This is a genomic window from Pseudoalteromonas sp. C12FD-1 (assembly GCF_037414265.1).
Classification (GTDB): Bacteria; Pseudomonadota; Gammaproteobacteria; order Enterobacterales; family Alteromonadaceae; genus Pseudoalteromonas.
This window is the reverse complement of sequence record NZ_JBBEVD010000039.1, coordinates 26464-45806: the sequence shown is the minus strand read 5'-3', so window position 1 is coordinate 45806 and position 19343 is coordinate 26464. Positions and strand designations below refer to the sequence as shown.

Here is a 19343-nt window from a genome sequence, read left to right as displayed (position 1 = left end):
CTCAGTGTGAATTAGCCGCTTTTTTATATCTTACTTTTTTACGTTTTAAGCTTATTAAGCTCGCTATCTTGTTGCGCTACCAATGCATTAAGCGCTTCGCTGCTATCGCCCGCTTGGGTAGATAAATCAGCAAGCTGCGATGCGGCATCAGAAATAAGCGTTAGGTTACGGTTTATCTCTTCGGTTACTAAGCTTTGCTCTTCAGCGGCGGTGGCTATGTGGGTTATTTGATTTGTAATTTCATCCACTTTTACTACCACGCTATGCAGTGCTTCAAACGCAACTGAGGTTTCGTTAACTGCATTTTCAGCACGAATAACACCGTTTTCAATGACGGTAGATGCATTTCCTACCTCTGATAATAAGCTATCTATAAGTTGGCTAATATCATCGGTAGATGAACGGGTTTTAGAGGCAAGTGCACGTACTTCATCAGCAACTACCGCAAAGCCTCGACCATGCTCGCCAGCGCGAGCAGCTTCAATAGCAGCATTAAGTGCAAGTAAGTTTGTTTGCTCTGAAATCGTTCTGATCACATCTAAAATTTGTGTAATGTCTTTACTACGCGAAGCCACTTTTTCAACCGCTTGGTTAGCTTCTTTTATTTCTTCAGACATGGTTTTAACTTGGCTCATAGCCGACGATAAGCTCGACTCACTGCTTACTACTAAACCATTTATTTCATCCGCTTGTTGAGCTGATTGCTCAGAGGCTCTTGCAACTTCAAGTGCAGTAGCGCTCATTTCGTTCATGGCGGTTACCACGCTTTCAATTTCTTGAAATTGTGATTGCACGTTGTGCTTGGTATCAATAGCAATATGCTGCGCTATTTCGCCTTGATGCTTAGTTTGCGATGAAACATCTTTTAGCTCTGCAATTAAGCCTCGTAACTTAGTTAAAAAGGCATTAAATCCACCAGCAAGTGCAATAAGTTCTGCATGCGTATCAACATGGAGTGTATGAGTTAAGTCACCTTCTGAGCTGGCAAGGTTATCTACACGCTGTTGAATTTGCTCAAGTGGCGCGACCACAGTGCCTACTACTATTTTCATAATAATAAAAGCGATTAGCGCTATTACAGCTCCTGTAATTAAGATCATTACACCTAAGTAGCTTGCTGTATCTTCCATTCCTTTAGCTAGAGCATCAGGCCCTTCAAGCGCTAAATTAGTAGGTACTTCAATAAGTAAAGACCACTGAGTATTAGCAAGTTTAATATTTATAGGATAATTAACTAAATACTCTGACGACATTTTAAAAATGCCTTTTTGACCTTTGAATCTTTCGGCTTCTTTAAAAGTAGCGGCACTAACAGCCTCTTTAAATGGGCGCCCTAATTTAGATTTATAATGGCTACTGCCCACCACTAAGCCTATGTCGCTTAAAAGCGTTACTTTTGCTTGCCCGTTATATAACTCGCTAGACAATTGCTCGGTCATTGCTTGAAAGGTAGGTAGGGTTAAATCAGCACCTGCTAAACCTAAAAACTGACCCGATTTTATTATTGGCACAGTTAACGAGGTCAACATTACTGAATCACCCGATGGGATTTCGTATAAGTAAGGTTCCATAATACACGGCTTTAACGTGTCTTTTGCACATAAGTACCAATGCGCTTCGCGAATACCAAACTCGTTTAATGAAGTTATATATTTATCTGCGGCGCTGGCTACTTTTTGCTGCTCAATGGTGCCGTTTTGATCGCGAGTAATATATACCTCTAAAGTGCCATCGCCATTTACTGAGTGTTTATACCCTTGCTTAAAGCTGGAATCTTGCCCATCAAAAGCATTAGGTTCAAATTGCGAATATATAGAAGAAAGCAACGTATTTTGCTCTAACATCGAACGGTTAATGCTCACAACCGTATCGCGGTCTAAATTTTGACTTTGTGCAGCGTCGCCTAATAAAGCGGCTAATGAATAAGGTACGCGATAGGCTTCATTAATAAAGCCTGCTATTTTTTCACCATAAGCGGCTGCATTTGAATTAAGTTTGTGCTCAACCTCGGCAACAATGTACCCTTCTGACTTAACAGCTAAGTCTTTGTTACTTGTTGATAATTGCCACCACAACGTAACCGACAATACTATTACTGTTATTAATATACTTGAGACTGTAAGCCACAGTAATTTTTTTGCTAGCGATAATTCCCGCATTCATTTCACCCTTTAATTTAAACTACGGCTACAGTTTAGTAGATCTGAGAAATGAAGCTATGAATATCGCTAAGAAAATTAAATCTAATACAAACGTTTAGCTTTTATTTTTGGTTAAAAAGGCAGTGGCTATAGAGGCCAAAACAAGCAAAATTACGCTCACCCACAAACACACTACAAAACCATAAACCTGAAACACCCACCCCGAAAGCACGGTGCCCAGTAAACGCCCCATGGCATTGGCCATATAATAAAAGCCAACATCAAGCGATACACCATCGCTTTTAGCAAAGCTGACAATTAAGTAACTATGCACAGATGAATTAACAGCAAATACACCGCCAAAAATAAGTAAACCTATAATCAGCGTGGCATGCACGGCCACATCAAGTTGCATAAAAAGTGCTAATAGTGCTGTTACACCACTTAGCAGCAACACCCATAAATAGGCATGTTTAACGGTATCAACACTTGAGTTACTGGTGCCGGTAATACGCGGCGCTTGCGATTGCACACCACCGTAGCCAATTACCCAAAGTGCCATAAAGCCACTTACCCACCAAAAGTTCCAGTTAAATTGCTGGGCTAAATAAATAGGTAAAGCCACTACAAACCATACGTCACGCGCGGCAAACAAGCATAATCGTGCTGCACTTAGTAAGTTTATTGCACGGGATTTAGAAAATAGCTCTTTAAACTTAGGCTTATTTTTAGCCTTGCCCATGTCGCCTTTTAAAAATACAACGCTAATCATCCACGCAATAGTAAGTAGTATAATAAGTGCTTTTAAAGCCCCGACAAAGCCCAGTACCGTAAGGAGTAACCCGCCTAAAAAGAAGCCCACCCCTTTTAGCGCGTTTTTAGAGCCCGTTAAAATAGCCACCCATTTGTAAAGCTGGCCTTGGCCGCTTTCTCCCTCGGGCACTAAATGTTTAATGGCGCTTTTGGCACTCATTTTGTTTAAATCTTTTGCTATACCACTAAGTGCTTGCGCCGCCATAACATAAGCAACTGTAAGCCATTCACTTGGCGCGCATAGCATGGCAAGCGCCATTATTTGCAGCGCCAAACCAAAGTTCATGGTTTTATTAAGGCCTAAATGAGCCCCTAGCCAACCGCCCACTAAATTGGTGATCACACCAAAAATTTCGTAAAACAAAAACAGCATGGCAATAGCCAGTGCACCATACCCTAACTGATGAAAATGCAGCACTACCAGCATACGTAGTGCGCCATCGGTTAAGGTAAATGCCCAGTAATTACCGGTAATAATTAAATACTGTTTTATTGCTGTAGGTAAATTAGCAAGTTGCTCAAACATGGGTAAAGCCCTTTAAACCTTATAAATGGTTAAACCAAGTCGCTTTTAGCAACTTTAAGCATAAGCTCGGCGGTACGATTAGCGTAGCCCCATTCGTTATCGTACCAAGCGTATAATTTAAGCTGGGTATTATTAATAACCATGGTAGATAGCGCATCAATAATGCTACTACGTGGATCGGTTTTGTAATCAATCGATACCAGCGGTTTTTCTTCGTAACCTAATACACCTGCAAGCTCGTTTTTAGACGCTTGAGCAAACCATTCATTCACCTCAGTTGCTGTTACACCACGCTCAAGCTCAAATACACAGTCGGTAATTGATGCGTTAGTTAAAGGTACGCGCACGGCATGCCCATTTAACTTACCTTTAAGCTCAGGGAATATATGCGTAATGGCTGTTGCGCTACCGGTTGTGGTGGGTATTAAACTAGTACCGCACGAACGAGCACGACGTAAGTCTTTATGTGGCGCATCAATAATAGTTTGGGTATTGGTAATATCGTGAATAGTGGTCATTGAGCCGTGCTTAATGCCTACTTTTTCTTGTAGTACTTTTACAATTGGCGCTAAACAGTTAGTAGTACACGAAGCCGCTGTAACAATTTTGTGCTCATCTGGGTTATATAAATCATCGTTAACACCCATAACCACATTTAAAATGCCGTCTTCTTTTACTGGTGCGGTAACTACAACGCGCTTAACACCTTGTGCTAAATATTGATTTAACAGCTCAGTGGTTTTCATTTTACCGCTGGCTTCTATTACTACATCGCAATCAGACCAATCGGTATCGTTAATGGTTTTGTTATTAGTAACGGCAATAGTGTGTTTACCCACACTAAAGCTATTCTCGTTTGCTGTAACGCTGTGCGCTAAACGCCCGTGTACTGAGTCAAACTCTAATAAGTGGGCATGTGTTTTAGCATCGCCTGCAACATCGTTTACTTTAATAAATTCTACTTCTGGCCACTCAAGTGCTGCGCGCAGTGTTAAACGTCCCATACGGCCAAAGCCGTTAATACCTACTTTAATTGTCATAATAAATACCTTTAGTAAAGTTATATCAATTTGCTTAATTAACAGCAGCTTGCTGCACGCTCAGGGCGATTACCCATTGCATTGAGTCGATTTAAATCGTCGTTATAAAACGCAGAATTTTCATCTTTGGTTTGTGTTAGTACACTAAGAGCCCACTCTGGCAGGGCTTTATTAATGCTGTAGTACACCCATTGATTTTGCTTACGGTCGCTCAATAAGCCACATTGCCTAAGCTGTGCTAAGTGGCGCGACACTTTAGGTTGGCTAAGTTCAAGTGCAGCAACAAGCTCACACACACATAGCTCTTGCTCATGGCTAATTAATAACATGGCTTTTAAGCGCGTATCGTCGGCTAAGCATTTGTAAAATTGAAGTGGGTTGAGTTGTTCCATAGCATCCTCGTTTAGTTAATGTGCATACAATAAAACAAAACGAGAATATATGAAATAGTGAATATACGATTTTCCGTATATTTTTTAGAGGAGTTTAATTAATATGAACTTTGCTAAATTTCAGCGCACAAAAAAGCCCAGTGGCAAAACCACTGGGCTGTTAAAGCGTTAACTAATTAGTAAATTAAATAACCGAAAGCGCTACTTCAATGTTACCGCGAGTAGCGTTTGAGTATGGGCATACTTGGTGTGCTTTATTTACCAGCTCTTGCGCTGCTGTTTTATCCATATCACCGAGTGATACAGCTAATTTAACTGCAATACCAAAACCACCTTCAATCGCGCCAATAGAGACTTCAGAATTAATGTGTGTATCACTTGGTAGCGCAATTTTTTCGCTACCGGCTACAAATTTTAGTGCGCCAATAAAACACGCTGCATAACCTGCTGCAAATAATTGCTCTGGGTTTGTGCCTTGTCCGTCGTCGCCACCTAGCCCTTTTGGGGTTGATAGTTTTACATCTAAACGGCCATCGTCAGATTTAGCTACACCTTCACGGCCACCGGTTGCAGTTGCTTTTGCTGTGTAGGCAACGTTTTGTAATACATTCATAGTGAACTCCAAAGTTTATCAATTAATTTATTTTGCATGCAAAATAATAGTGCAGATAAATAGTAATTGCAAATACTTTGCATGCAAATTAAAATGTTTTTTTGAGTTTAAAGTATTAACGCGTTGGGAGTTGGGTATGTCGTTTGAGCAATTAAAATTAAAAAATCAGCTGTGTCATAGGCTATATATGGCATCAAATAGCATTGCTCGCGCTTACCGTGAGCCTTTGGCTGCACTTAACTTAACGTATCCGCAGTATGTAGTGATGATGGCGCTTTGGGAGCAAGACCAAATCACCATCGCGCAGCTAATAGATAAAACCGCTATTGATGGCGGCGCTATGACCCAAATACTCAAAAAAATGACCGAAAAGTCTCTGCTGGCTGTTATTAAAGACGAACACGATAAGCGTAAACGCCTAATTCAGCTTACCCAAAGTGGACAAGCCCTTAAAAACGAAGCCGCTGATATTCCAAAAAATATATTATGTAAGTTTGAAAGTGTAGACCCTACGCAAGCTAAACAGCTTATGCAGCTGCTTGATTTAGTGGTAAACGATTTAAATACTAAAAGTGACGATGAGTTAGCCAACTAACGCGGTTATTTTTTGTTGAATAAACGCCCTAAATGCCGTGATCACCGGGGTCATTTGGCGCCGGTCGGCGTACATCATATAAAGCGGTAGTGGATCGCTTTGCCACTGTGGGCATAAATGAACGAGCTCCCCGCTTGCTAAATTATCAATTACATCCAAGTACGACTTATACGCAATGCCTTTGCCCTCTAGCGCCCAGCGTCTAACCATTTCGCCATCGTTTACTATGTGTTGGCAATTTAGCTGCACTTTTTGCACCGCGCCATTTTTATAAAATCGCCACTCTTTAAACACCTCACCAAAGCGCATAAACGTAATAGTGGTGTGCTGCGTTAAGTTAAGGGGGTGTGTAAGCAATCCATTTTTTGCTACATACTCAGCAGAGGCCACTAAAATACGCGCATTATTTAAAAAAAGTGGCGCTGCAATTAACTGCGAATCTTTTGGTACACCAAAGCGCAGTGCAATATCAATTGATTGGCTGTAAATGTCGCTTACTTCGTCACTTAAGTGCAGTTTAAGTTTTACATGCGGGTATTGCGCTAAAAACTCATTAAGCCATTCACTTAGTTTATTACGCCCTAAATCGCACGGGGCCGATACCTGTAGCGTTCCTGTTACTTCGCCTACTACAGTTTGCACTGCGGCTACACCTTGTTGAATAAGCGAAAGTGAATCTTTGGCGTAACTTAAAAACTGCTCCCCTGCCACACTTAAGCGTAAGCTGCGGGTAGAGCGAATAAACAGCACGTTTCCTAAATCTTTTTCTAGGCGCTTAATAGCTGCACTTACCGCCGCTGGGGTTTGCGCGTTTTGCCGTGCGGCTTCAGAAATACTGGCGCAACTGGCTACATCTATAAAAGTTTGAATATCGTTAAATGATCGCATATTTTCAATTAAAATTTGAAAGTGCTTTAGTTTTTCATGTCTTTTTCTATTTTTCAACTGAGCTATAGTGCTTAAATATAAAAAGTGCTTAAAGGTTAAAAGCACTTACACGTTAAAAACACTTGGTTAAAAACATCAGGAACGCACATGAAAGCATTTGGCTATACCAAAAACTCAAAAACGCTTACAGCAAGCTCAATACAGGCTATTGAGCTTGATACTCCAACCGCCAGCGGGCACGACCTACTTATTGAAGTAAAGGCTATTTCGGTAAATCCTGTAGATACAAAAATACGTGCCAATGTAGCGCCAGAGCAAGGCTACAAAGTATTAGGTTGGGACGGCGTAGGCATTGTAAAAGCCGTTGGCGAGTCGGTTTCGTTATTTAATGTGGGGGATCGCGTATTTTACGCCGGCGATTTATCGCGCCAAGGCAGTAATGCGCAATTTCAATTAGTTGATGAACGTATTGTAGGCCTTGCGCCTAAAACATTAACCGACGCACAAGCCGCAGCGCTGCCGCTAACCAGTATTACCGCCTACGAAATGCTGTTTGACCGCCTGCAAGTGCCTAAAAATAAGCATAATACTCAGCAATCTATTTTAGTTATTGGCGCCGCAGGTGGTGTTGGCTCTATTTTAGTACAGCTTGCCAAGCAGCTTACGGGGCTAAACGTAGTAGGTACTGCATCACGCGAGCAAAGCGTAACCTGGCTTAAAGAGTTAGGTGCCGATCATGTGCTCGATCATTCTAAAAACTTAAATGAGCAGCGCAAAGAAATGGGGTTAGCTGAGTTTGATTACGTTATTGGCTTAACCCATACCGACCAATACCAAGACCAAATAGTGGAGTGTATAAAACCCCAAGGTAAATTTGCGCTAATAGACGACCCTACATCGTTCGATATTTTAAAATTTAAGCGTAAGTGTATATCGGTGCATTGGGAGTTTATGTTTACCCGCTCGCTATTTGCTACCGCCGATATAACAGCGCAGCACACCTTACTTAATGAAATTAGTGAGCTGATAGACGCAGGTACACTTAAAACCACGCTTGGGCAAAATTTAGGCCCAATAAACGCCGCTAATTTATATAAAGCGCACCAAATTTTAGAATCGCACACATCACGCGGTAAACTTGTTTTAGAAGGCTTTTAAACATGATCGAGATTAAAAAATTACTTTTAGTTGCAGCCTGCAGCACCACGTTTTTAACCAGCAGTGTGTTTGCTAATACCGCTAATCAAAATGCTGATTTAAAAACAGTAGCCACATTCGACGCGCAACACCCACCGGGTAACATTGCTATTACGCCATCGGGTCGTAAGTTTTTATCGGTACATGGTTTTTACGGCCAAAAGCAAAAAATTATGGAGCTATTAAGCGATGGCACCACCAAACCCTACCCTAATGAAGAATGGGCATACGCGTATAAAAACGGCAAAGGGTTTTACGATGTGCTTGGCATAAATGTATCAGCCGATGGCGTATTATGGATGCTTGATACATCAGGCCCTGATCATGCTGGGCGTTTAGTCGGTTGGGATACCAATAAAGAGCAGCTGCATAAAATAATTTATTTAGCTAAACCCACCATTACCGACACCTCGTTTTTAAACGATTTAGTCATCGATAATAAACACGGTGTTGTATACATTGCCGACACCGCACAAGGCAGCCAAGCCGGTATTATTACCGTAAATTTAAAAACTGGTGAGGCGCGCAGAGTATTACAAAATAGCCCATACACCACAGCCGAAAACATCGATATGGTCATTGAAGGGCGCACCATGAAACTAGGCGGCCAACCAGCTCGTTTAGGCGTAAACCCCATCACGCTCGACCCAAGCGAACAGTGGCTTTACTTTGGCTCTATGTCTGGCACGTCGGTTTACCGTATTGCCACCAGCGACATTAACAATAAAAGCCTGAGTGCAAGCACCCTTGAGAGTAAAGTAACGCGTTACGGCACTAAACCCATTTCCGACGGTATTATTGTTGATGGCGGCGGCAATGTGTATGTTACCGACATAACCAATGACGCAATTGGCGTAGTAAAACCAAGTGGTAAATACCAGGTATTATTTAAAGACGAGCGCTTAAGCTGGCCTGATGGCTTTAGTTATGGCGCCGATCATAAAATATATTTTACCGTAGATGAGCTACATCGCTCGCCAGTATTAAATAACGGTAAAAATGCCAGCCAAGGGAAATTTAGTGTGCTGTCGTTCGACCCGCTAGTAAAGGGTAAAGTAGGGCGCTAATTTCCGCGTATAAAACATAAGCCACGCACCTGCTGCGTGGCTTTTTGGTGCAATTTTTAAGCCCTTGAGCCCCAAAGTAGTGCTAAACGCTAAAAAGTTATTTTTAATGTTTTAATAAATTACTGATTTATATTCATAAAATATTCAATTAACAGTTGGCATAATTCTTCCAAAGTACAAATGTGTTCAGTGAAACTTTCAAGGAAAATACCATGGCTAACCTATACCACACCCTTTACCTACTCTGGCGTTTAGACATTAGCGTATGGCAGGTAAACGATCCGAGCAATACCCATACTACGTGCGACAAAGAGCGAGTTTACAGCCGATAAATTTAGTATTTATAGGCTTTGCAAGCACAGCCATTGCGTTGTATTGTTAAGTAACTAAAAACAATATGATTGGAACGTGTATGCACGCCTTAGAAGTAAATTTTGATGGCTTAGTTGGCCCTACTCACAACTATGCGGGTTTATCGTATGGTAACGTTGCCTCGTTAAATAATGCGGCAAGTTTTTCAAACCCTCAAGAAGCTGTGTTACAGGGCCTTGAAAAAATGAAAGCCATGCACGACAAAGGCCTAACACAAGGTGTGTTTGCGCCCCACGCACGCCCCGATTTAAACGTACTACGTCGCCTAGGTTTTACCGGCAACGACTCGCAAGTTATTCATAAAGCATTTAAAGCAGACCCTATTTTATTGCGCGCGTGTTATTCGGCCTCTGCAATGTGGACCGCCAATGCCGCTACTGTTTCACCTTCGCCAGATACCCTCGATGGCAAAGTACATTTTACCTCAGCTAATTTAAACAATAAGTTTCATCGCTCGCTAGAGCCTGCTACCACTACCCGCTTACTAAAAGCCATGTTTAATAACGATAGCTACTTTGCACACCACACGCATTTACCCGATCAGGGCTTTTTTGGCGACGAAGGCGCGGCTAACCATACCCGCCTTTGCGACAGCCACGGCGAGCAAGGCCTAGAAATGTTTGTATTTGGCGCAAGTGCCTTTAACAACCAACTACCAAAACCGGCTAAGTTTCCTGCCAGGCAAACTCTTGAAGCCTCAGAAGCCATTTGCCGATTACATAATTTAAAAGAATCGAGCCAAATTTTACTGCAGCAAAATCCAGATGTTATAGACCAAGGCGTGTTTCATAACGATGTAATTGCAGTAGGTAACGCAAACGTACTGCTTTGCCACCAGCAAGCATTTTTAAACCAACAAGATGCCCTGCAAGAAATTCGCGATGCCTACACCGGCAGCAAACAGCTATACATAATTGAAGTACCTACCGATAAAGTAAGCATTAGCGATGCAGTAAGCAGTTACTTATTTAATAGCCAATTAGTAAGCCTAGATGATGGCTCAATGCTATTAGTAGCGCCACAAGAGTGCCAACGTAATAGCGCAGTAAACGCCTACATTGAAGAAATGATTTTAGCCGATAACCCAGTAAACCAAGTGCAGTTTTTTGACCTGCGCCAAAGTATGCAAAATGGTGGCGGACCTGCCTGCCTGCGTTTACGTGTAGCCCTTAACGAGCAAGAACTTGCTGCAGTAAACCCTGAGGTTATTTTAACTGATACTAAATACACCCAACTTTGTGACTGGGCAAAACGCAACTACCGCGATAGATTAGGCGCCAGCGACTTTGCCGATTCAGCCTTATTAACCGAAAGCTACCAAGCACTGGATGAACTAACCCAACTGCTTAACTTAGGCTCAGTGTACGATTTTCAATTAGAAGGTTAATACTCGTCAGCAAAAAGCTGATACAAAAATAGCGAGCCAAGGCTCGCTATATTTATTTGTGCTTATGCTAATAGAGTTTAAAAGTTTTTTATACCAATTCGCTTAATTAAGAGATCTATTTTGAGGCTGGAAAAACGTGTTGATAACTAGGCAAAAAATTCGTTATTTAGTTGTTCTAAATGAGAATTTTTTAACGCAGGTAGCGACACGTTTAGCCCCGCAAAATGATTAAGTATTATTGCGGATTGGTATTAACCGTTATTTACCGTTATTGCCGATGCCATCGACTCAGATATATGCAGCGTTCGCTGCGGGAAAGGAATGCTCAGCCCCGCACCTTCTATGGCTTCTTTAACGCGTTTATTTAAATCCCACACGGTTTGCCAGTAATCGCCATTTACAGCCCATGCACGTAATTGTATGTTCACCGCGCTTTCGCCTATTGAGGTAACCATTACTTTAGGTGCTGGCTCTGCAAGTAATCGGCTTTCTGATTCGGCGATTTCTTTAAGTACATTTAAGCCTACATCAATAGAGTCGGCGTACGAAATTCCCACTACTATATCCATGCGCCTTTTACCGTTGCGGGTAAAGTTTTTAATGTTGCCGCCCCACACTTTACCGTTAGGCGATGCGATATAAAGGCCGTCGGTGGTTTTAAAAATGGTCGTAAATAAGTTTATTTCGTTCACAGTGCCAAGTGTGCCGCTCGCATCTACAAAGTCGCCTATTTTAAATGGCCTAAGTATGAGTAGCATAATGCCAGCGGCAATATTACTTAAGGTGTTTTTAAGCGCCAAACCAATAGCTAAACCCGCCGCGCCCATTAGCGCTATTAAGCTTGCCGTATTAACACCAAAAATATCTAAAATAAACAGCCCAGCAATTATGTAAACTAAATACCCCGCAATGCTCGATAGAAGCGGCAAAAGTGTTTCGTCTACCTTTTTTAATGGCGACTTAGAGTTTTTAATCGCTTTTTTAACCGAGCGCGCAATAAGTGCACTCGCAACTAAAATAGCCAACGCTAACACCACTTTGTAACCCAAAGTGATAATGGTTTCTGAATGGCTTTGCCAAAACACAATAAGTTTGTCTTTCATACATATTCCAAAAAATGGGCTGACACTCAGCACAATTTAACAAGGAGCAAAGCTAAATACGCTAACCCCACAAATTAACCTTAATGGCTAAAAAACGGCGCGAGTATATAGCTATAAATCAGTTATACCTATTGTTTTTGTATTAAATTAAAGCATTAAATAAAAGCTATGTTCCTCTAACGTTACTATTCAATTTAGGTTAACCCTACACTGTTAGTGTTAGTACAAAAGTTACTGTAAATACTGTCCTCATTTTGAATATGAAAACATAGGAGAAATAATCATGGCGAAAGAAAAAGTAGTTCTAATTACAGGTGCTTCAAGTGGTATAGGTGAAGCAACTGCTAAAACACTGGTTAATAACGGCCACAAAGTAATACTTACAGCCAGAAGCGAAGACAAATTAACTAAATTAGTACAATCATTAGGTGAAGATAACGCACTGAGTGTACCCGCAGATGCCACCGACTTTACCGAGCTTGAAAACGTAGTAACAAAAGGGCTCGAAAAATTTGGCCGACTAGATGCCGCATTTGCCAATGCAGGTATGGGCGTTTCAACCGCAGGCACCGAAAAAGGCGACCCTGATGAATGGTCAGCCATGATAGACATAAACATTAAAGCCCTGCTGTGGACGGCAAAAGCAACACTGCCACATTTGCGCCAAAACAAAGGGCATTTTATATTAACCAGCTCAGCCGCTGGCCGTAAGCCTATTAAAGGCTCTATTTATGGCGCAACTAAATGGTTTGCTTACGGGTTTGGCCAAAACTTAGCTGAAGAAATGAGCGAGTGGAACGGCCGCTGTACCACCATAGCCCCTGGCATGGTAAACACCCCATTTTTTGATGAAGCAAAACCCGACAAACTCGACCCGCAAGATGTAGCCGATGCGGTATTGTTTGCAATAGAAGCAAATCAGCGCAACAGCGTACGCGAGATTTATTTAATGCCCACTAACTAACATTGATTGGTTGAGTTTGAGCTGTCAGGTTTAGTGCCAATGGTGTTAAACCTGACGGTTGTTAACTTTAAATACCGCCTAGGTAGAAGAAAGAGTTTAGAATAGATGTTTAGCTTATTTATATCCCAAAAAAGCTGACTTTTACGCATACAGCTCAATCACTTTTGACAAATAACTTTTTGAAGAGCTCTTCTGATCTTAAAAGGCCTTCCTCAGTTAAAACAACCGACTTTGTTTTACCAACGGGATCGTGAATATAACCTTTTTCATAAAGCCGATCGGTAATACTCCAATCTATTTGTTTCCAAGCCCTACCAAACTTATCATGCAAAGTAAGGTAAAATAGCGCTAAGCTGCTTCATCAATTTTATTTTCATCTATTTCCACTGCGATCTCCATTATTCACATTGATACTAACACCCAAGTAGGGGCATTACACGTGAGCTAACATACGTAACGAAGTGACGGGAGCCGACCACAAATACGGGTGAGGGGCATTATCTCGCTTACTTTGTTAACTACTAGTAATGGTAACGACACGAAATAACTGTAATTGCTGTATCATCCACGGCATATACTAAACGATTGGTATCATCTATTCTGCGAGACCAAAAGCCTGAAAGGTTTTCTTTAAGGGGTTCCGGTTTTCCAATCCCATCAAAAGGAGAGCGCTTAACATCGGTTATTAGCTTATTGATACGCTTCAAGGTTTTCTTATCTTGAGTCTGCCAGTAGACGTAACTATTCCAAGCTTCATCAGTCCATGATAATAACCTGTTACTCATCAATCAGTTCTCGCGTGGTTGTTTTACCCGCTTTAAACTGTGCAATTGAACGGTTTAAGTGTTCAACGTTCGCTGGAGAGCGAAGTAAATGAACAGTTTCCATAAGGCTGTTATAGTAATCTAATGACATTACAACCGCATCTTCAGTGTCACGACGAGTGATGACTGTCGTATCTGCATCATTAATTACATTATCCAAAACGGCTTTTAGACTATTTCGGGCTTCGGTAAAAGAGACTATTCTCATTTTGCACCTCACTTGTACATTATATAAGCCAAGTTTAGCTGGAAAAACATTACATGTACAGGATGCTGTGCATTACTTTGCCGTGGTAGCAAATTTCTATATAAGGCGCAAAGACATACGAGCTAAAATATTTGATGAACGAGCAAAAACCAACTGTTTTTTGTCCGCTTAAGCAACTTGTATGGGTTACAAAACATCTTGTTTGATTGAGTGTGCTTTGAGTTCCTTAGATATTGAATTTCGATCCATTTTTTCAGGTAATAAGAATGTAATTTCACTATCATCAGTAAACTTAAAAACGATGCCTTTAAAAATAAACCTGTATGAAGAGATCAGTTCCCAAGGTATCAAAGTAATGTTATCCGCTTTAATTCTAACAAGGCCTTTGGGGCCTGAGTCAATTTTAACTGGTGACAGCCAAGTAATCGTATACAAGACCCAAGCTAAAATGAAACCTCCCACAGGCGCAATCCAAATAATTTTAGTTACGTGATGGATAAAGTCATCTTTAGTCAGCAGACTTATTGCGGCCAAAAAAACAAAAAACAGCGTCCATAATAAGCAACTAATTAACAGCCCCTTTGAAATGAGGCTGTATTTCTCTTGATTTTGGATTGATTTAATCCAAGGTTCAGTCCATTTCATTGCCTAATTTTAACCCTAACAATTTAGTCTACGACATTTGTCGCTTTACAAACCGAAAAATGTCCCTATATTACAGTGATTTTATCCTAGCTATAAAATAAACACATGTAAACAGATAGTTAGCTTCGACTTTCCTTTCCTAAATGCAGCAAAACCCCAAAATGGTGGAGATCAACAATGTCAGACAAATCGCTGTTTAGTTATACTGGCTGCTTAATTAAGAGGTTTTATTTTAAATACCTGAGTTTAAACCAGTAACGCATACACCCTATAACCCGTAAACTTGTAACCTGTTATTGCTTATAAAATTAGTTAAGAATCACAATCTACTTCTATTGAATCCTCAGTATTTTTACTTCATATTGGGGCGTGTTGACCTTTGCGGATTGAAATTTGTTCAATCTAGGGGTGATTAAATCGCGGCGCGAGGTTTGTAACCTAGTGGGCTCGATAACTGCTCCTGCGTTATTCTAATGACTTACATCCATGTAAGAATAAGTAAAAACCGAGCAACAAAGAGTTAATCGTCCCTAGAAAGAACCCATAGGGCAGCGCATGTTTGGCATTTATGCTACGTTATCGCCTATTTATGGGGAGTAACCACACTACATAGGCTCTGCCTTGCCTAAAAACCAAACACACTGCTGCAAATTCAACCATCAAAGATAAACACGCCCTAACTCTTTTCTTCAATTATGAGGCTGTTATGTCACTTTTAAAATTTAGCCAAGCACTTATATTTACCCTTGCGAGTACCGTGTCGCTTACAAGCCATGCGGCGCTTGATAAAAACGAGCGTGAAATAGTAAAACAGGTCGATAAAAATATTCCTCAAGCGCTTAAAGAAATAGAACAAGCGGTAAATATTAATAGCGGCTCACTTAATATTGAAGGTGTAAAAAAGGTAGGCGCACTTGCAAGTGAGCAACTAAAAGCGATTGGTTTTAAGGTTGAGTGGTTAGATGGCAGCGCGTTTAACCGTGCAGGGCATGTATTAGCAACCCATGAGAGTAATGATCCCGATGCAATAAAAATACTGATGATCGGCCATCTTGATACGGTGTTTGCCAAACACGATAACTTTACTACCTACAAACAAATTGATGAACACACAGCGAGCGGCCCAGGTGTAGCCGATATGAAAGGCGGCAACACTATTATAATTACCGCACTTAAAAGCTTACAAGCCCTTAATTTACTTGAAAACGTAAGCATAAAAGTACTGCTTACCGGCGATGAAGAAAGCAGCGGTCGCCCGCTTAGTTTATCTAAAAAGGCTATTGTTGATGGCGCAATTTGGGCTGACGTAGCGCTAGGTTTTGAGAACGGCGATAACAATATTAAAACCGCGATGGCAGCGCGCCGTGGTTATACCGGCTGGACGCTAAACGTAACGGCCAATGCTGCACATTCATCGCAAATATTTAGTGACAGTGTGGGCTATGGGGCTATTTATGAGGCGTCGCGTATTTTAAATGACTTTAGAGAGCAACTTGCCACGCAACCTAATTTAACCTTTAACCCTGGGCTTATTGTGGGTGGCACTGATGCACAGTACGACAGTGCTAACTCATCAGCCTCAGCGTTTGGTAAAAGTAATGTAATTGCACAAACCGTGCATGTAGCGGGTGATTTACGGGCGCTTTCGCCAAAGCAGGTAGAGGGCGCTAAAAAAGTGATGCAGCAAATAGTGGCTAAAAGTTTAAATGGCAGCCAAGCTGAGCTTATTTTTGAAGACGGCTACCCACCAATGGGGCTCACCGAAGGTAATAAAAAGCTGCTTGCACTGTATAGCCAAGCAAGCCAAGACTTAGGTTATAACAAAGTGGTGGCTGCAAACCCACGTAATGCCGGGGCTGCTGATATTTCGTTTGCTGCAAACCATGTTGATATGGCGCTTGATGGCCTTGGCCTAATGGGCAGTGGCGCGCACACTAAAAACGAAACCGCCGATTTAACCAGCCTAAATAAAAACACCGCTAAAACAGCGCTGCTTATATACAGATTAGGCCAGTTATAAACGCAGGCTTAGCCTTTATGGGTTAATAGGCTCTAACCGTTTGTTCGCTACTTGCAATGCAAATTTGCGTAGCGTTTTAAGTTGCGGGCTTTCGGTTTGCCAATAGTGCCAATACAAAGGTGTATCAATATAATATTCTGGGAATAAATCGACTAACTCTCCTTTTGTTAACGAATCTCCTAGCTGTAATGTAGGTAATAACCCATAGCCTAAGCCTGCGATCATGGCTTGTTTAAATCCCTCTGATGAAGGGTATATATGGGTAAACAGTGGTGTTGAGCCGTTAATGTCGTTTAAAAACTGATTCTGTAGCTTATCAAGGTCGCTATACACTAAACACGGTAAGTGCGCTAACTGCGAAAGGTCGTTGATTTTATGCTGCTTTATAAATTCAGGACTCGCAATGGCTTTATAGCGTATAGCGCCAAGTGGGCTAACAAGCCCGCCATTTACAGGCTCGGGTGATGAGCTAATACACACCATAACCTCGCCGTCTTTCATTCTTTTATGGGCGACTGATTGATCTTCACTAATTACTTCAAAGCGTAGTTTGCACGTAAGCTCACTATCAAGCACAGCGAGTGCTTCGGGCAACCAGGTGGCAAGCGAATCCGCATTAGCAGCTAGCCTTACGCTAAGTGGTGTATTTAAATCAGTATGCTCGTTAAGCGCTCCCACATTAAGGGCTACTTCTAGCTGTAATACTTGCTGTAAATGATTAAGTAAGCGCTTGCCTAATGCTGTTGGCAATGGTGGCTGGGTTCTTATTAATACAGGCTCACCTAGTTTAGCTTCTAGCTGATGAATACGCCGGCTCACTGCCGATTGGGTAATAAATAATTTTTTAGATGCCTTTTCAAATCCGCCTTCACTTATTACGGCGCTAAGCGCATTGAGTAACTGATAATCAATCATGAGTTTTACGCATATAACAATAAATATATTCATTGGATTTGTAACAGAATACTCCCTACCCTGCAAGGCATTGAATAGCAGGTTTTATTTATTTGGATTTAAAGTATGTCGTTTTTGTCGGGTGTGATGCTGGGGCTGAGTTTAATTATTGCCATTGGGGCGCAAAACATTTGGATTTTAAGCCAATGTATGGCGGGCGCTAACCGTTTTGTATTAGCTGTAGTTTGCATAATTTGTGACGCCACATTAATTATTGTAGGGGTATTTGCAGCTAATGAGTTAAAGCTATGGTTGCCGGGGTTATTACCGTGGTTAACGTGGGGCGGTATTGCTATGTTACTTTATTTAGCATTTGGCTCTGCACGCAGTGCAATTAAAGGCACATCGGGGTTAAAAGTAACTCAAGTAATAAAAGTGAGCTGGTGGAAAACAGCCCTTGCGGCCTTTGCAATAAGTTTACTAAATCCACATGTTTATTTAGATACCGTATTACTGCTTGGCAGTATTGGCGCACTACAACCAGAGCCTATGCACTTTGCTATTGGCGCTTGCGTTGCCTCTGTTATTTGGTTTAGCAGCTTAGTATTGTTTGCGCCAAAGTTAAAAAAGGTTTTAAGCTCCCCGTTTAGATGGCGCGTATTTGATAGCTGCATTGCGGTTATTTTATGTTTTGTAGCGTTTCAGTTATATAACGTGCCCAGCCAATAAGCCAAAACAGCGGTAATTATGTATTTAACTACCGCTGTTGTTAGCCGTTTATTATCGACTAAGACATTATTTTATATAGAAGCTCTCGCACTGTGGCGGGTTCAAACGGCTTATCACAAATGGCATCAACTCCCGCTTGCGCAATATTAGCCAAATGGGTTTCGTTTGCCTCTGAGCTCACCATTAAAATTGGAATATGCGAGTAAGCATTAGAGCCACGCACTGTTTCGGTTAGTTCGCGCCCATCCATTTCCGGCATGTTGTAATCGGTAACGATTAAGTCGAACGACTGCTCGTTAAGGTGCGTTATGGCTTCTTTACCGTTTTCGGCTTCTACTGGCGCAGGAATACCCATGCCAGCAAGTACGCGTATTATGTGTTTACGCGCAAAGCGGCTGTCGTCAACCACGAGCACACGTAGTAGTGTTACATCAAAATGATCAAGCTCTACTTCTTCTTCGCTTATAATATCGAGCGTTGCTTTTAGTGCGCGGGTAATGGCTTTTGCGCTAAAAGGTTTAGGTAAAATAGCCAGTACACCCGATTGGCGTAATTGCTCAAGATACTTTTTATTACGTTCGCTCGATATAAGCATAAAGGGTTGATGCTCAGTGGCTGGGTTTGATCTTATTTTTTGCAACAATGAGTCGGCAGTGCCGTCAGATAAATACATAGAGCTTATTACTAGGTCTGGGTGATAACTTGCTAATAAGCTAAGCGCTTGTGTTTGTGTAGATGCAGTTTCAACTTGTTTTACACCGCTTTCTAAAAGCGATTTTATTATTATTTTTTGCTGAACCTCCGAGGGCTCTACAAGTAAAATTGACAAGTTAGCTATTGCAGTTAAGTCGCTCATTTAGATCTCTTTAGTATTGTTGTAATCAGGATAATAATATCATTGTTGGCTCGTTAGTATTATAAAAAG

Annotated in this window: 20 protein-coding genes; 7 read left to right on the top strand and 13 right to left on the bottom strand. The window is 41.4% G+C overall.

The window, feature by feature from the left end; translation table 11 throughout:
* Positions 1-38: 38 nt before the first annotated feature.
* From WDB87_RS03995 to WDB87_RS03975, 5 genes are all read right to left on the bottom strand, one after another.
* Positions 39-2159: a methyl-accepting chemotaxis protein gene (locus WDB87_RS03995; RefSeq protein ID WP_337849124.1), complete on the bottom strand. Its 2121-nt coding sequence runs from the start codon at positions 2157-2159 to the stop codon at positions 39-41.
* Between the two features lie 97 nt (positions 2160-2256).
* Positions 2257-3480: an organoarsenical effux MFS transporter ArsJ gene (gene arsJ / locus WDB87_RS03990; RefSeq protein ID WP_286248766.1), complete on the bottom strand. Its 1224-nt coding sequence runs from the start codon at positions 3478-3480 to the stop codon at positions 2257-2259.
* A gap of 29 nt (positions 3481-3509) precedes the next feature.
* On the bottom strand, positions 3510-4520 hold the full coding sequence (locus tag WDB87_RS03985; protein WP_337849123.1) for an ArsJ-associated glyceraldehyde-3-phosphate dehydrogenase: 1011 nt from the start codon (positions 4518-4520) through the stop codon (positions 3510-3512).
* A 38-nt stretch (positions 4521-4558) separates the two neighbouring features.
* The gene (locus WDB87_RS03980; RefSeq protein WP_286248758.1) at positions 4559-4912 is read right to left on the bottom strand and encodes a metalloregulator ArsR/SmtB family transcription factor; all 354 of its coding nucleotides are present in this window, start codon (positions 4910-4912) and stop codon (positions 4559-4561) included.
* A 184-nt stretch (positions 4913-5096) separates the two neighbouring features.
* Positions 5097-5525, bottom strand: coding sequence for an organic hydroperoxide resistance protein (locus tag WDB87_RS03975; RefSeq protein WP_337849122.1), 429 nt, complete (start codon positions 5523-5525; stop codon positions 5097-5099).
* Between the two features lie 136 nt (positions 5526-5661).
* Between WDB87_RS03975 and WDB87_RS03970 the strand changes: the two genes are divergently transcribed.
* A complete protein-coding gene (locus tag WDB87_RS03970; RefSeq protein WP_337849121.1) occupies positions 5662-6120 on the top strand; it encodes a MarR family winged helix-turn-helix transcriptional regulator in 459 nt (152 codons plus the stop codon).
* Here the strand turns inward: WDB87_RS03970 and WDB87_RS03965 are convergent.
* Positions 6109-7008, bottom strand: coding sequence for a LysR family transcriptional regulator (locus WDB87_RS03965; protein WP_337849120.1), 900 nt, complete (start codon positions 7006-7008; stop codon positions 6109-6111). The genes WDB87_RS03970 and WDB87_RS03965 overlap by 12 nt on opposite strands.
* 147 nt (positions 7009-7155) lie before the next feature.
* Between WDB87_RS03965 and WDB87_RS03960 the strand changes: the two genes are divergently transcribed.
* The 3 genes from WDB87_RS03960 (at position 7156) to astB (ending at position 11031) form a co-directional block, all read left to right on the top strand.
* On the top strand, positions 7156-8166 hold the full coding sequence (locus tag WDB87_RS03960) for a zinc-binding alcohol dehydrogenase family protein (protein ID WP_337849119.1): 1011 nt from the start codon (positions 7156-7158) through the stop codon (positions 8164-8166).
* Between the two features lie 2 nt (positions 8167-8168).
* On the top strand, positions 8169-9272 hold the full coding sequence (locus tag WDB87_RS03955) for an L-dopachrome tautomerase-related protein (protein ID WP_337849118.1): 1104 nt from the start codon (positions 8169-8171) through the stop codon (positions 9270-9272).
* 412 nt (positions 9273-9684) lie between these two features.
* The gene (gene astB / locus WDB87_RS03950; protein WP_337849117.1) at positions 9685-11031 is read left to right on the top strand and encodes an N-succinylarginine dihydrolase; all 1347 of its coding nucleotides are present in this window, start codon (positions 9685-9687) and stop codon (positions 11029-11031) included.
* A 251-nt stretch (positions 11032-11282) separates the two neighbouring features.
* Here astB and WDB87_RS03945 read toward each other — a convergent pair whose 3' ends face one another.
* Positions 11283-12134, bottom strand: coding sequence for a mechanosensitive ion channel family protein (locus WDB87_RS03945; RefSeq protein WP_337849116.1), 852 nt, complete (start codon positions 12132-12134; stop codon positions 11283-11285).
* A 283-nt stretch (positions 12135-12417) separates the two neighbouring features.
* On the opposite strand from WDB87_RS03945, the gene WDB87_RS03940 reads away from it, so the two are divergent.
* Positions 12418-13098: an SDR family oxidoreductase gene (locus WDB87_RS03940; protein ID WP_337849115.1), complete on the top strand. Its 681-nt coding sequence runs from the start codon at positions 12418-12420 to the stop codon at positions 13096-13098.
* Between the two features lie 154 nt (positions 13099-13252).
* On the opposite strand, the gene WDB87_RS03935 is transcribed toward WDB87_RS03940, so the two are convergent.
* The 4 genes from WDB87_RS03935 to WDB87_RS03920 form a co-directional block, all read right to left on the bottom strand.
* Positions 13253-13429 (bottom strand): DUF6429 family protein, encoded by a 177-nt coding sequence (locus tag WDB87_RS03935; protein WP_337849114.1) that lies wholly within the window; start codon positions 13427-13429, stop codon positions 13253-13255.
* 190 nt (positions 13430-13619) lie between these two features.
* Positions 13620-13883 (bottom strand): Txe/YoeB family addiction module toxin, encoded by a 264-nt coding sequence (locus WDB87_RS03930; RefSeq protein WP_286248739.1) that lies wholly within the window; start codon positions 13881-13883, stop codon positions 13620-13622.
* Positions 13876-14130 (bottom strand): type II toxin-antitoxin system Phd/YefM family antitoxin, encoded by a 255-nt coding sequence (locus tag WDB87_RS03925; RefSeq protein ID WP_286248737.1) that lies wholly within the window; start codon positions 14128-14130, stop codon positions 13876-13878. Before WDB87_RS03925 ends, WDB87_RS03930 begins: the two co-directional genes overlap by 8 nt.
* A 186-nt stretch (positions 14131-14316) precedes the next feature.
* Positions 14317-14775 carry a hypothetical protein gene (locus tag WDB87_RS03920; RefSeq protein ID WP_337849113.1) on the bottom strand — a complete coding sequence of 153 codons (459 nt, stop codon included), beginning with the start codon at positions 14773-14775 and terminating at the stop codon, positions 14317-14319.
* A 706-nt stretch (positions 14776-15481) separates the two neighbouring features.
* On the opposite strand from WDB87_RS03920, the gene WDB87_RS03915 reads away from it, so the two are divergent.
* Entirely contained in the window at positions 15482-16795 is a 1314-nt protein-coding gene (locus tag WDB87_RS03915; protein WP_337849112.1) for a M20/M25/M40 family metallo-hydrolase, read from the top strand.
* A 15-nt stretch (positions 16796-16810) separates the two neighbouring features.
* On the opposite strand, the gene WDB87_RS03910 is transcribed toward WDB87_RS03915, so the two are convergent.
* Positions 16811-17710: a LysR family transcriptional regulator ArgP gene (locus tag WDB87_RS03910; protein ID WP_337849111.1), complete on the bottom strand. Its 900-nt coding sequence runs from the start codon at positions 17708-17710 to the stop codon at positions 16811-16813.
* Between the two features lie 105 nt (positions 17711-17815).
* Between WDB87_RS03910 and WDB87_RS03905 the strand changes: the two genes are divergently transcribed.
* Positions 17816-18418 (top strand): LysE/ArgO family amino acid transporter, encoded by a 603-nt coding sequence (locus WDB87_RS03905; protein WP_337849110.1) that lies wholly within the window; start codon positions 17816-17818, stop codon positions 18416-18418.
* A gap of 58 nt (positions 18419-18476) precedes the next feature.
* Here the strand turns inward: WDB87_RS03905 and WDB87_RS03900 are convergent, their stop codons facing one another.
* Positions 18477-19274: a response regulator transcription factor gene (locus WDB87_RS03900; RefSeq protein ID WP_286248733.1), complete on the bottom strand. Its 798-nt coding sequence runs from the start codon at positions 19272-19274 to the stop codon at positions 18477-18479.
* Positions 19275-19343: the final 69 nt, after the last annotated feature.

Excerpts from the sequence above, each read along its gene's own strand:
- WDB87_RS03995 (WP_337849124.1), bottom strand. The coding sequence starts at position 2,159 with ATGCGGGAATTATCGCTAGCAAAAAAATTACTGTGGCTTACAGTCTCA.
- arsJ (WP_286248766.1), bottom strand. The coding sequence starts at position 3,480 with ATGTTTGAGCAACTTGCTAATTTACCTACAGCAATAAAACAGTATTTA.
- WDB87_RS03985 (WP_337849123.1), bottom strand. The coding sequence starts at position 4,520 with ATGACAATTAAAGTAGGTATTAACGGCTTTGGCCGTATGGGACGTTTA.
- WDB87_RS03980 (WP_286248758.1), bottom strand. The coding sequence starts at position 4,912 with ATGGAACAACTCAACCCACTTCAATTTTACAAATGCTTAGCCGACGAT.
- WDB87_RS03975 (WP_337849122.1), bottom strand. The coding sequence starts at position 5,525 with ATGAATGTATTACAAAACGTTGCCTACACAGCAAAAGCAACTGCAACC.
- WDB87_RS03970 (WP_337849121.1), top strand. The coding sequence starts at position 5,662 with ATGTCGTTTGAGCAATTAAAATTAAAAAATCAGCTGTGTCATAGGCTA.
- WDB87_RS03965 (WP_337849120.1), bottom strand. The coding sequence starts at position 7,008 with ATGCGATCATTTAACGATATTCAAACTTTTATAGATGTAGCCAGTTGC.
- WDB87_RS03960 (WP_337849119.1), top strand. The coding sequence starts at position 7,156 with ATGAAAGCATTTGGCTATACCAAAAACTCAAAAACGCTTACAGCAAGC.
- WDB87_RS03955 (WP_337849118.1), top strand. The coding sequence starts at position 8,169 with ATGATCGAGATTAAAAAATTACTTTTAGTTGCAGCCTGCAGCACCACG.
- astB (WP_337849117.1), top strand. The coding sequence starts at position 9,685 with ATGCACGCCTTAGAAGTAAATTTTGATGGCTTAGTTGGCCCTACTCAC.
- WDB87_RS03945 (WP_337849116.1), bottom strand. The coding sequence starts at position 12,134 with ATGAAAGACAAACTTATTGTGTTTTGGCAAAGCCATTCAGAAACCATT.
- WDB87_RS03940 (WP_337849115.1), top strand. The coding sequence starts at position 12,418 with ATGGCGAAAGAAAAAGTAGTTCTAATTACAGGTGCTTCAAGTGGTATA.
- WDB87_RS03930 (WP_286248739.1), bottom strand. The coding sequence starts at position 13,883 with ATGAGTAACAGGTTATTATCATGGACTGATGAAGCTTGGAATAGTTAC.
- WDB87_RS03925 (WP_286248737.1), bottom strand. The coding sequence starts at position 14,130 with ATGAGAATAGTCTCTTTTACCGAAGCCCGAAATAGTCTAAAAGCCGTT.
- WDB87_RS03920 (WP_337849113.1), bottom strand. The coding sequence starts at position 14,775 with ATGAAATGGACTGAACCTTGGATTAAATCAATCCAAAATCAAGAGAAA.
- WDB87_RS03915 (WP_337849112.1), top strand. The coding sequence starts at position 15,482 with ATGTCACTTTTAAAATTTAGCCAAGCACTTATATTTACCCTTGCGAGT.
- WDB87_RS03910 (WP_337849111.1), bottom strand. The coding sequence starts at position 17,710 with ATGATTGATTATCAGTTACTCAATGCGCTTAGCGCCGTAATAAGTGAA.
- WDB87_RS03905 (WP_337849110.1), top strand. The coding sequence starts at position 17,816 with ATGTCGTTTTTGTCGGGTGTGATGCTGGGGCTGAGTTTAATTATTGCC.
- WDB87_RS03900 (WP_286248733.1), bottom strand. The coding sequence starts at position 19,274 with ATGAGCGACTTAACTGCAATAGCTAACTTGTCAATTTTACTTGTAGAG.